Annotated in this window: 15 protein-coding genes; 7 read left to right on the top strand and 8 right to left on the bottom strand. The window is 65.5% G+C overall.

The annotated features are described in order from the left end of the window. Nucleotides 1–312: 312 nt before the first annotated feature. The 4 genes from A9W96_RS27695 (at nt 313) to A9W96_RS27710 (ending at nt 1523) form a co-directional block, all read left to right on the top strand. Nucleotides 313–558, top strand: a complete 246-nt coding sequence (locus A9W96_RS27695; protein WP_231999937.1) for a hypothetical protein — start codon at nt 313–315, stop codon at nt 556–558. Between the two features lie 161 nt (nt 559–719). Beyond that, complete coding sequence (locus A9W96_RS27700; RefSeq protein ID WP_067144456.1) at nt 720–914, top strand: hypothetical protein; 195 nt, start codon at nt 720–722, stop codon at nt 912–914. Between the two features lie 46 nt (nt 915–960). After that, a complete protein-coding gene (locus A9W96_RS27705; protein ID WP_067144457.1) occupies nt 961–1203 on the top strand; it encodes an antitoxin MazE5 in 243 nt (80 codons plus the stop codon). Next, complete coding sequence (locus tag A9W96_RS27710) at nt 1200–1523, top strand: type II toxin-antitoxin system PemK/MazF family toxin (RefSeq protein WP_067144458.1); 324 nt, start codon at nt 1200–1202, stop codon at nt 1521–1523. Before A9W96_RS27705 ends, A9W96_RS27710 begins: the two co-directional genes overlap by 4 nt. Nucleotides 1524–1664: 141 nt before the next feature. Here the strand turns inward: A9W96_RS27710 and A9W96_RS32970 are convergent, their stop codons facing one another. The 3 genes from A9W96_RS32970 to A9W96_RS27725 all read right to left on the bottom strand — a co-directional run bounded on the left by A9W96_RS32970 (nt 1665) and on the right by A9W96_RS27725 (nt 3411). Next, the gene (locus A9W96_RS32970) at nt 1665–2396 is read right to left on the bottom strand and encodes a hypothetical protein (RefSeq protein WP_231999938.1); all 732 of its coding nucleotides are present in this window, start codon (nt 2394–2396) and stop codon (nt 1665–1667) included. A 191-nt stretch (nt 2397–2587) separates the two neighbouring features. After that, a complete protein-coding gene (locus A9W96_RS27720; protein WP_067144468.1) occupies nt 2588–3076 on the bottom strand; it encodes a hypothetical protein in 489 nt (162 codons plus the stop codon). Between the two features lie 14 nt (nt 3077–3090). Continuing rightward, nucleotides 3091–3411 (bottom strand): hypothetical protein, encoded by a 321-nt coding sequence (locus tag A9W96_RS27725; protein ID WP_156765452.1) that lies wholly within the window; start codon nt 3409–3411, stop codon nt 3091–3093. 193 nt (nt 3412–3604) lie between these two features. Here A9W96_RS27725 and A9W96_RS27730 point away from each other — a divergent pair, with 193 nt between their 5' ends. Beyond that, entirely contained in the window at nt 3605–4423 is an 819-nt protein-coding gene (locus A9W96_RS27730) for a type VII secretion target (RefSeq protein ID WP_082972669.1), read from the top strand. A gap of 20 nt (nt 4424–4443) precedes the next feature. On the opposite strand, the gene A9W96_RS27735 is transcribed toward A9W96_RS27730, so the two are convergent. Further along, nucleotides 4444–4908, bottom strand: coding sequence for a hypothetical protein (locus tag A9W96_RS27735; protein WP_082972670.1), 465 nt, complete (start codon nt 4906–4908; stop codon nt 4444–4446). 286 nt (nt 4909–5194) lie between these two features. Between A9W96_RS27735 and A9W96_RS27740 the strand changes: the two genes are divergently transcribed. Then, a complete protein-coding gene (locus A9W96_RS27740) occupies nt 5195–5986 on the top strand; it encodes a hypothetical protein (protein WP_156765453.1) in 792 nt (263 codons plus the stop codon). After that, nucleotides 5983–6540, top strand: coding sequence for a hypothetical protein (locus A9W96_RS27745; protein WP_067144463.1), 558 nt, complete (start codon nt 5983–5985; stop codon nt 6538–6540). Before A9W96_RS27740 ends, A9W96_RS27745 begins: the two co-directional genes overlap by 4 nt. A gap of 73 nt (nt 6541–6613) precedes the next feature. Here A9W96_RS27745 and A9W96_RS27750 read toward each other — a convergent pair whose 3' ends face one another. The 4 genes from A9W96_RS27750 to A9W96_RS32975 all read right to left on the bottom strand — a co-directional run bounded on the left by A9W96_RS27750 (nt 6614) and on the right by A9W96_RS32975 (nt 9913). After that, the gene (locus A9W96_RS27750; RefSeq protein ID WP_067144464.1) at nt 6614–7381 is read right to left on the bottom strand and encodes a hypothetical protein; all 768 of its coding nucleotides are present in this window, start codon (nt 7379–7381) and stop codon (nt 6614–6616) included. Further along, nucleotides 7371–8321 (bottom strand): hypothetical protein, encoded by a 951-nt coding sequence (locus A9W96_RS27755; RefSeq protein ID WP_067144465.1) that lies wholly within the window; start codon nt 8319–8321, stop codon nt 7371–7373. Before A9W96_RS27755 ends, A9W96_RS27750 begins: the two co-directional genes overlap by 11 nt. A 69-nt stretch (nt 8322–8390) precedes the next feature. Beyond that, nucleotides 8391–8855, bottom strand: coding sequence for a hypothetical protein (locus A9W96_RS27760; RefSeq protein WP_067144466.1), 465 nt, complete (start codon nt 8853–8855; stop codon nt 8391–8393). Nucleotides 8856–9310: 455 nt separating this feature from the next. Further along, nucleotides 9311–9913, bottom strand: coding sequence for a hypothetical protein (locus tag A9W96_RS32975; RefSeq protein WP_231999939.1), 603 nt, complete (start codon nt 9911–9913; stop codon nt 9311–9313). Nucleotides 9914–10328: the final 415 nt, after the last annotated feature.

Genomic DNA, 10328 nt, shown 5'->3' on the forward strand with positions numbered 1-10328 from the left:
ATAGGGCGCTCACCCGACGCGCGCGGAGGGCACGTGACGCCCGTGGGGCCGGTAACATCGACGCTGGTCGAGTCGTCAAGGAGGTGTGTCCCGTGGAACGTAGAACGCCGAAGAAGGTCGTGGTATCGGAGGCTGCGGTGAAACGCTCTGCGATGCGCGCTGTGAAGGCGTCGGCCAAGTTGGAGGGGCGGGTCGTTCCGGCCGGCCACCAACGATCGGCCGCGGCGAAGGCCTACCTCGCAAAGCAGCAGCCGCCGAAGCGCTGATGCCTCTCGCCCCTGGTTACGGTGAGACCCCTCTGTGCTGCTGCTTTTGACGACCGAGCGCGTCGGCCCGTGGGAGCCTGCGGACGCCGGCGGCCGATTCCGCTACTTCCTGGGCACACCTCGTGGCGAGGTCGCGACCTTGCGGCTTGCCGGCTTCCAGCGCGCCGACGGCACCCTCTACGACCTAGCGATCAGCGTCGGCGCCGACGAGCCGTTGAACGCGGCGGCCACTAAGGAGCTCATCGAGGACCTGGGCGCGGCGCTGAAGGATCTGCGACGCCTATCCAGATGACGCTGACTCCGGTGTCGGGGGTAGGCCGCACCTGGATGTCTGAGCGGGTGGGTTCCGACAAAAAATTCGTCGGGATCGTTCTGACGGGAACGGTCGATCTGGTCGGTACTTCCTAGGTATGGGCCTAAGAAGGGGCGCCGTTGATCTATGGAAGGACGCCGATGACCGAACACCAGGACACTACCCCCGAACGGACATCCGAAGGGCGTGGCCGGGCGGGCGCGATCGCCCGCGTGGCTGCGGCCGTGGCCGTCAGCATCGGCTACTGGTATTGGACCCACGACGTCGGCCAGGCCCCCACCGCGACCGGTGTGGCGCTGAGCCTGCTGCGCGAGGCCTTCGGGCCGTCGCGGTGAGCGCGGACTTCTGCCTGGTGTCCCGCGTGCGTGCCACACTTATGCCATGCCCCGCAATCGCACCAGGGTGAGCACAACGGTCGACGCCGATCTGCTCGCCAGCGCGCGCAGTCTGCGGGCCGGCGCCAAGGACCACGCCTTGTTCGACGAGGCCCTGGGCGCGCTGCTGGCCGCCAACCGGGCCGCCGAGGTCGACGCGAGCTACGCCGCCTACGACGAGCACCCGGCCGATGAGCCCGACCAGTGGGGCGAGGTCGCCGACTGGCGCCGGTCTGCGGGGCATCGATGACCCTGCCGGCGCGCGGTGAGCTGTGGTGGTGCGAGATCCCCGGCTCGGGCGCGCGGCCGGTGGTGGTGCTGTCCCGTGATGCGGCGATTCCGAAGTTGCGGCGCGTGCTCGTGGCGCCGTGCACGACGACCGTGCGGGGGCTGGCGAGCGAGGTGGTGCTCGACCCGAGTGATGATCCGGTGCCTCAGCGCGCGGCGGTGAATCTGGATTTGGTGGAAAGTGTGCCGGTGGCGGCGCTGGGGACGCGGCTGGGTCGGCTGGCGGATTCGAGGATGGCGGCTGTGTGCGCCGCGTTGGTGGTGGCGGTGGGTGGCCGCTGAGTCAGTACGCCGTACGAGGCCCTGGTTGCCGTTGGAACAGCTGCAGGGCCGAGATGTGCTCGATGTGGGGTGGCGATGACTGCTTGTGCGAGTGGTGGTTGTTCGGATTCGATCCGGACGATCCGCCGCGCAACGGCACGTTCACGGTGGTCCTGCCCAACGAGCCAGACTAGGGGCTGGCGCTGATGTCCCAGGAGCCGTCCTCGCCGTAGTCTCGTCGAGATCCCATGACTGGCCGTTCGGGTCCAGGACGTGGTCGTGTTCGCAGGTTGGGCAGCGGAAAGCAGTGACCAGACCGACGAGGTGCTTGCCGCCACGGAGGCGGGCCCGTCCGATTGCCGTTGGCGCACTGCGCTTGTCGGTCCAGATCCGGCCGATGTTGATCAGCGCGGACGCGGCGCTACCGCAGTGTGCACAGCGGTCGGGCTGCTTGGGTGGCGGGCAGATCATCATGCCGCGGGTGTCGCCCCAGGCGCCCCATTCGACGGGCAGGCCGTCCGCAGCGAGGCGGGAGGTCGTGGTCGCGCGGCCACAGCTCCAGGGCCTGCTGGCGCGGATCAGTGAGCGGCATCGTCGATCCGGCTCAGGGAGGTCGGCCATGCCGGCGCACGTGACCGCGGGCTGCGGGATGAGGTGCCCATTGGGGCCGACGGTGTAGCCGTTCGGCGGTGGAAGCGGCAGGGGGACAACGGTTCCGCCGGTGGCCGCCGCGTACTGGTGAGCTTCGGCGTCCTCAGTGGCGGTGAAGATGCGGCCCGCCTCGGGGCGGCGCGGCACTTTCACCATCATGGTGAAGTCCGAGACCGTCGCGTCGGTGCGCTTGCGCGGCTTCTGCGTGACGTGGTGGGGGGATGGCTCTCCGGGTTCGTTCACCTGGCCATTGTCCGGCCGGGCACTGACACGGCGTCCCATTGCTCAGTAGGAGCGTGGTGCCGGGTCCTGATCGCATACGCGGGTCGTCGAGCACTGCGGCGGCCGCCGCTGCTCGCCGCTCCACGGAGGTGATTCGGCAGCCGCGGTGCCCGCACGGCGCCGGCGTGGTGTCGCCCTCTGCTGCACCCATCTCAGTCGCGCATGTTGGCGAACGGCAGACGCCCGTAGTGGGCGCGGAACTGGGCGATCATCGCAGTCTCAGTGGTGGCGGCGGCGCCGTCGTCGTCGGTGCCGCGCCATCCCACCAGCAGGTCGTCGTGGTCGGCGAGCTGCCAGATGCGGCGGCCGCCGGTGTGGCCGACGGGTTCACCGGCGCCGGATCGGCGGAACTCGTCGAGGCGCTTGCGCAGGCCACGGCGTCCGCTGGCGCCTGCGCTGGCCTTCCCGATGTAGACGATGTGGGTGCCGGGCACCCACAGCGCCTGCAGCTCGGCGACGGGCACCGTCGGGTCCTTGCCCTTGAAGTGTCCGGCCGGCGAGGTGTCCAGGAAGGTCGGCGGTTCGTCGGTGGGCCGCACGATCACGTACACGCCGGGGCCGGTGGGCACCGGGGCGGTGGGAAGGGCGGTGAACGGGACCCAGCCGGTGAAGCCGCTCAGGTCGATCGGCTCGGACGTCATGGGTTTCATGGTTGTCAGCGGCGCCGGCGGCGTTCGGTGTCGAGGTGGACGACGTCGGCGTCCTGGTGGTCGACGCCCCCGGCTGCGGCGGTGGCGGTCTGGTGTTCGGCGACGGCGGCGGCGATGCGGTCGGCCATCTTGCTGATCGTGTCGTCGGTGATGTAGACCTTGGCGGCGTGGCGGCCGATGCGCGCGAGGCGGGCGACGTGGTCGAGGTCGTCAGAGATGTCCTGGCGGGCGGTGTCCTCGCTGACGGTGAGTCCGTGCCGGTCGGCGAGCAGGGAGACCAGCAGTGCGGCGCGGTCGTCGAGCCAGGGGGAGCGGCGTGCTTTCATCGTGGCTGAACCGTACCGGCCGAGGGCGGCGCGGCAGCACCGGATGCGGGCGGTGTGCGCGGCGGCTGGCTGTCGCTGTGGACTGGCGGGCCTGAAAAAGGGCGCTGCAATTGGCGGGCAAGTGTCGCCTGGTGTCGCATCTATCGGGGAGAATCATGGATAACTGTTGAATTGGTGCAGGTAGGAGACGTGTGTGGCTGAGTTAGACGTCAATTCGGCTGATTTGGTGCGCCTCGCGGACGCCTATTCGGAGTTGGCGCAGCGTGCGGCGCAGATTTCGCCACAGGCCGCCGACGAGGTGCAGAAGGTGATCGACACGCACGGACCGATGGGCTATCCCACCGCGGTCGGGATCGCGGCCGGTCTGGCCAAGGCTGAGGTGCCGGTGCAGGCCAAGGTGGCTGATTTCAACACCTACGCGCAGCGATTCAATGAGCACGCGGACACCTATACCCGGGTCGACGGCCAGGACGCGCAGCGGGTGAAGGCACTGGATTTCTCTACTGATCTACCCGGCACGGGGCAAGGCAAAGATTCCCCGGCCACGCCGTTGGACTCCAAGACGTGGAAGCCCGGTGACAAACGGCACATGCCGTACATCGCAGGGAAAGGTGGAAAGGGGCCGCCGAACACTGCTGATGCGCCGCCGTGGGTTGACATCTACGACAGGACCAAAGAGCCGGATCAAGTTCCGCACAGTTTCGTTCGGTCTGATGAGATCCCGGGCGTGAAAGTCCTGCCGCCCAACCAGTTAGGCCCGGCGCCGTTCTATGACGAACACGGCAACGAGATCCCCTACGTTGAGCTCAGTCCCAAGTCGGGGGTGTGGGTGCCGCAATCGGATTTCCCTGGCGCCAAGATGTATTCGCCGGGTGTTACGCCGAACCCTTTGCCGCCCTATGGGTATGACGAGTGGCTGCCGGGCTCAGGGATTTATCTGTGGCATGGAGATATGGTTCCCGAGCCGTATAACCCACATAGCATGCTGCCTGGCCAGACCACACCGCAATAACCGCGCGGCCATCCGAACTGTCAGCGACGGCCTGGGTGCGTTCGCCCAAAAGCACGCGCTAGTAGCGAGTTTCGGGCGGCCGCCTCGGCGGCGGCACGGGTACGGCGTTGCGCGCGAAGGTCTCGGTCGAAGCGCCGGTGCAGGATGCGTTCTTCGCGCCGGCTGGGTTCGCTGTTGATGAGCCGGCTCAACTGGGTGTCGGTGAGACTGGTGGGTTGACCGGCGCTGTCGTGGGCGGCGATGACGATGTCGCCGCGCAGCAGGGGCACCTCGTGGGCGGTGAAGCGGGTTGTCGCCAGCAGCAGCCCTGTCGCCTGGCGGTTGACTCGCAGCCACGGGTGGTGGGTGAACCAGAAGTCGAGCGTGCCGTCAGTACTGGTCAGCACCTGCAGTTGGTGGGCCCGGACGAGGTCGGCGATGTCGGCCACACATCGAGGCTCGACCTTGTACAGCTCTTCGTTGTGACTGGCCAGAAGCGTAATCATGATCCTCCTTGCTCCGGCTACTTTCCTTCGGGGTCGAAATTCAGACGGGGAGCGGTAGACAACAGATCGGCCGAAAACAATTGCTGCGCAGAATAATCGCATTCGTCTCGTTCAATGTTCGAATGGTAACAACCGGAGCGGACACCGTCGTCAATTGATCATGGCGGCGGTGCGAGTGCGTGGATGCCCGGTAAGTCCGGTGACGCGACGGTGGCCCGGCCGCCCAGATGCGCTGGCTCGTCGGATACGACTGCGCCGACGTCGGGTTTCCGCTTAGATCAGGTCCATGGATCTTGATCGGCTGCGTGCCGGCGATGTCACAAGTCACCGCCGTATTGACGCTGACCTTGGGGTGCTCGGCCGCCAACTCGTCGTCATCTCAGGAATAGCTTGCCCGAACTGGAAGATCAACGACGATCACCGCCACGCAGAAAAATGTGTTCTCCATCTGCGCGAACGAGTCGACGACATAGAAGACACACCTGCGGTGTTCGTCGGATTGGCGAGCGTCGCCAACGGGGAATCGGAATACACCTTCGCCACCGACGCCGCGACCGTCGACGTGGACGACGCCGGCGAGCTTGTTCTCCATACTGACCTCGTCCTCATCGGTGAGTGGTCAGCGCTTTCTCGTTTCAGCTACCAGATCGTGCTGACCACACGCAAAGTGGTCGCGGAGATCGCAGGCACCATCTCGTGGCCGACACAGTGGTTCCGGCCGCCTACACCGGATCCCGCCGGCGTTTCCGGAATCTTCACCGTGGTAGCCAATAGGCGTGAGGTTACCGAGAAAGATAGTGGCCCTGGGCAATTCGGTGAACTCACTGAGACGCTCACGCCGGTTACGCCTGGGGAGATTGTTTCTGTGATCATCGATGGAGAAACCACCCGGGCTGTATATCGAATCGTCGGGCCCCCCAAGGGGATCGAACTGAAAGTCACCGTAGCACAAGATGGCAGCCTCGGCGACGGCGTCCTGTTCGATGCACCACATGGCGACATCGTGACCCTCACCGTCGCCCAGCCGACGCGCTCCGACATCGACTTCACCGCTATCGTGAAGAAAAAGCCGGCATGACCGCACCGCTCATCCCGCCAGAATCGCAGGTCCTGCGCATACCGGTCGCCGGCCCCTACCCGTATAACACCCTTGCGTACGTCCAGTATCTCGTGACGAGGGAAGATCTTGAGAGCCTTACGATTTCCATCGCGCCCGGCCAGATTGTGCGCGAGACTTTTCGTTCTCCCAGCCCGCTCATACTGCACGGATTTGACTCGAAAGACCAACGCCAAAAACGCGTAGAGCACTCCTCGACGGCCGTCTTGACGTCCCTCGCGGCCAGCGACGCCGAACCCTTCACCGCCGCAGTCGACAGCATCGGGATTGACGCGCAAATTGATGACGAGAGCGGCCAGGTGTTCTACACGTTCTCGCAAGCGAAGCGGTATATCTACAACAGCCCCTTTTTCGACAAGCAACTTAACTTCGTCATCCGGTTCAGCAGCTGGGTACTGCTCTACGAGCCGCGCCCCGAGGATCCCTACGAACGCGACAAGACACGCAACCTGCACGCCCGTGTGCCCGTTGGGCCGCCCCCGGTAAAGCGCTTTGGCGACATGAAGACGCCGTGACAGCCGGCCGATACCACTCGCGTCATTGAGCCTCGACCCGAGCGCGCCGCGACTACCCGAACGTATCGAACTGTTAGGCCGCGGTGCGCCATTGTGGACCATCGAACGGTGACGGCCCGCGCAGTACTCCGTCCAGGCGCAGCAGGAGCCGCAAATGCGGGTTGGTCTCCGGCGTGTTTGCCTGCACAACGCTCAGACGCGTTTGCCCTCCGGAGATCACGGCGCTGACGTAGTCGAGCAGGGGGTCGGGTACGTACCCCAAGTGCAGGTCACCGTGAGTGATTCTGATGGCCGATGCGTTCACCGGGTTGTCGGGCACAGGCTGTAATCCCAGCACGGTGTCGCGTGTCAGTGTCGAAATCGCGCGGCTGGCTTCGTCAGTGCAGTAACGGATGCCGTGCGCCAAGAACCGCGCCTCGGTGTGGCCGTCGGCCTGGTCAATCTGCGGTAGCGCAATGAGCTCGATCGTGTCGCCCTCTCGATATCCGCCCGAGGCGGTGAGGATTTCCCACGAATCGGCATCTTCAGCCAAGTTCAGGCTCGCCAAGTACTGTGGCCTGTCAGCACGCTTGGCGCCGATCACGCGCTCGGCGAACGCGGAAAACAGGTGGGCGCGGCGGTAGCGGCGGCGAACGTCGCTGAAGCCGATCAGCGGCACAAACGACGGATGCTGTATCGCCGCCTGCAAATAGGCGAACTCGAAGGTGTCATCGACGAGTTTGTCGAGGAAGCCTATTGCCCGATACGTGCCGTCAGGGTCGCGTCTGGTCACGATGAGCCGCGCCACCGTTGCGGGAGTGTGCATCCCGTTGGTGCGAATCAGAAGACCGCTATGCGTCATCGATCAGCCGCCTCCGATTCACTGCGATAACTTCGGTCACAAACCTACGGGTCACCTCTGACATGTCGGGTATCGATCTCACAATATCTTCGCACGCGCGGTCGCTGACCTGCGATATTTGCCGCATCCAGTAGGCGCGCGCCCGTGGGTTCGCCGCCTGCAGCGCATGCAACGCCAGGTCGACCAGCGTCACCGGGCCTGAGTCAGGGAAGCGGAAGGCTTTGCCGCGGCGGCACCACACGTCAATCCCCTCCTCAAGCGCCCGCGCGTGGAGGGCTTCGCCATATCCGCTGCCCAACGCGCTGCCGTGATCGAAGCTGTGGGCCAGGCGCGTGACGCCGTCCGGCGCCTGGATCAGCGCCCAGTTATAGGCGTGGCGGTCGGTATTGACGATCCAGGCGTCTAACACGAGGTAGCCGGCGAACACGTCGAACGCCGGCCAGTCCTCGTACGGGGTTTGCGGTGGCCCGTTCAGCCCTGCGAGCGCGTGTGCGATCGCGTCGATGGTGTGTCCGTGGCCGGTATCAGTGTCGAAGGCGTCGTCGAATTCTTCGAGCCGGCTCGCTCCTGCACTGAGGACCCACCCGCTGGGCCGCACATCGCGGCTGATCGAGCCCCGCACAGGTTGGTTGTCGCTGAGCTGCACCGACAGGGCCAATTCCGTCGTGGCGGCCGGCGCCCGCATGAGGTGGGCTAATTCAGCTGAGATTTTCTCCGCCCAGTCGTCGCCTCGGACCAGCACATCAGGCGCATCTCCGCGCTGTCGGCGCTCTTTGGAGAGCAACAGCTCCTTGGTTCGGCGCGGTTTGAACAGCCACTCCCGGCCCGCCTGCGGGCTGCTGTCGGGGGGAATGAACCAGCGTTTGCTTTCGTCGCCGCCAGGCTCACGTTCACCTCGGACCCATCCCGCCGCGGCGAGGTCGACGACGGTGAATGGCACAACCCAGCGTAGCGGGCAGGCTTAACGACGCCGGCGAGAAGCGCGTACCTCGCATCAGCACGCCGCCGCTTAGCCGTAGCCGCGGTCCTTGTCGACGATTGCCTGCAGCGCAGCGTGGTAGCAGACAATCTGCATGCGCACCAGGTCGAGTTGCTGCAGCATGGCCGCCAACGTCGTGGTGGTGTTGTACGTCGCGTAGCTGGTTGCGCCGAGGAGATCAACGCCAAGGGGCTCGGCGGGGTGTTCGCGTGCTTCGGTGATGTCGTTGCGGATCGCCTCGAGCTCGACCTCGACCCGCGCGATCAGATCCGCCGCGCGTCGCAGGTGTCGGTCGCGCTTTCGCAACACAAGCTGCCGGCAGTGCTGCCAGGTGGGCACGTTGGCCGCGGGCAGGTAGGCGTGTCCGCGGGCGGATCTCACCGCTTGCGGCAACAGCTCATCAGCAATCAGCAGCTGCAGTGTTTCGGCGCTGATACCGCAGAGTTTCGCGGCCTCGGAGAGCTTGAGGCTTTGCGGCTCTTCAGGATTGGTCACTGCTTAGCGGCCTTTGCGTAGTACGTGCACCCGCGGTTTCGGGGCGATCAGCGGGGCACCCTTGGGGCCTTTGATGTAGTCGCCGATGTATTTGGGCTTGCGCCAGCTGTGGTTGGGGCCGTAGGCCTGCTGGCGCCAATGGCCCGTGACGGGAAGCGGTGGTTGTAGGTGCGGCCGGGCTCGGCGCCGGGTTCATAGGTGGCGGCTCGGGCACGTAGATCGACGATCGTCACGGTTGAGGGTTCTCGCGGTGGCCGTTCTGCGGGTGGGTGGTCGTCGTCGGTGTCGGCTGGTGGGGGTTCTGGCGGTCGAGGCGGTCCGATGGTGCGGGTTTCGGCGACGTTGGCTTGGGCCATGAGTAGCCAGGCCGCCCCGACGGCGCTGACGAAGGGGTGCGCGCTTTCGGTGTTGTGGGCTTCCTCGGTACGCGGGATGTCGGGGTTGACCATGATCGTTTACGCTCCCCAGACCGGGGAGGTGGTGTCGGCGAGCCGTAACACCTCAGGGTTTTGGTCTTCGCGGGAGAACGGCACCATTTGGAGCAGGCCATCTGGTCTGCTCCACCACCACACGCCGTCCCAGGAGATGTCGATGATGGTGGCGACGTCTGGGGTGAGGCCTTGGGCGATGTAGGCCGGGTTGTTCAGTCCGGCCTCCACCGCGTCGGGCTTCAGGAGTCCAGAAGGGACGGTGCCCGCGGATTTCGCCCAGCACAGCATGCCGGTTGGCGCTGGTAACGCGGCTGCCGGCGTCCACTCAGGCAGGGATTGCGCGGCATCCAAAACGACGTCGACCATGTCGCGGGCGACCCAGTACAGCTCGGCGGTGCGTAGGGCCTGGGCTTCGGCTCTGATGATGGGGGCGGTATCGGCGAATCTCTTGATCAGGCGTTGGATTCTCTTTGCCGTGGCGATGTCTTGTGCTGAGGCATTCGGCGGAGGTGGGACCTTGTACTGGTCGAACGAGATCTCCGCCGTGGCGTCGACCGCGCTACACCATTGCCGCCGGATGATCGGAACGCTCGTTGCCGCCCACGGGGCGCCACGCCGCCGGCTCATGGAAGCTCGCGTTGTGACTCGATGCGCCTGCATTCCTCGACGCTGACGATTGGGCACTTGATGTGGGCGACGAGCCGCATGCAAGTATTCTGCGCCACCATCCTCGAGCAGCGATCGGCACTTATCGGGTGAGTGCGCGGCGGTGGACGGTTTCTCTTGGTGATGTTGGCGGTGAGGCCCTATGGGCGGGGACAACATCTGGCTCAAAGGCCGCCACGACGAAATCGCATCGCTCAACCGAATATTGCTGTCCATCACCGACGTCACCGATCATGCCGTCCGCGGCGCCGGTGTTAACGACCAGACTGCGTAGAAAAGGATTCGGCACCATCATGCCCCAGCACCTGCGCGATGCAGCTCATCGGCGACACGAAGAAAGCCTGCAGCGACCCACCGATGCGCTGACCGCACTGTC

Origin of the sequence: Mycobacterium sp. 1245852.3 (assembly GCF_001669335.1) — a bacterium.
Classification (GTDB): Bacteria; Actinomycetota; Actinomycetes; order Mycobacteriales; family Mycobacteriaceae; genus Mycobacterium; species Mycobacterium europaeum_A.

Excerpts from the sequence above, each read along its gene's own strand:
- A9W96_RS27705 (WP_067144457.1), top strand. The coding sequence starts at position 961 with ATGCCCCGCAATCGCACCAGGGTGAGCACAACGGTCGACGCCGATCTG.
- A9W96_RS27710 (WP_067144458.1), top strand. The coding sequence starts at position 1,200 with ATGACCCTGCCGGCGCGCGGTGAGCTGTGGTGGTGCGAGATCCCCGGC.
- A9W96_RS27725 (WP_156765452.1), bottom strand. The coding sequence starts at position 3,411 with ATGAAAGCACGCCGCTCCCCCTGGCTCGACGACCGCGCCGCACTGCTG.
- A9W96_RS27735 (WP_082972670.1), bottom strand. The coding sequence starts at position 4,908 with ATGATTACGCTTCTGGCCAGTCACAACGAAGAGCTGTACAAGGTCGAG.
- A9W96_RS27700 (WP_067144456.1), top strand. The coding sequence starts at position 720 with ATGACCGAACACCAGGACACTACCCCCGAACGGACATCCGAAGGGCGT.
- A9W96_RS32975 (WP_231999939.1), bottom strand. The coding sequence starts at position 9,913 with ATGAGCCGGCGGCGTGGCGCCCCGTGGGCGGCAACGAGCGTTCCGATC.
- A9W96_RS27750 (WP_067144464.1), bottom strand. The coding sequence starts at position 7,381 with ATGACGCATAGCGGTCTTCTGATTCGCACCAACGGGATGCACACTCCC.
- A9W96_RS27740 (WP_156765453.1), top strand. The coding sequence starts at position 5,195 with ATGGATCTTGATCGGCTGCGTGCCGGCGATGTCACAAGTCACCGCCGT.
- A9W96_RS27720 (WP_067144468.1), bottom strand. The coding sequence starts at position 3,076 with ATGACGTCCGAGCCGATCGACCTGAGCGGCTTCACCGGCTGGGTCCCG.
- A9W96_RS27745 (WP_067144463.1), top strand. The coding sequence starts at position 5,983 with ATGACCGCACCGCTCATCCCGCCAGAATCGCAGGTCCTGCGCATACCG.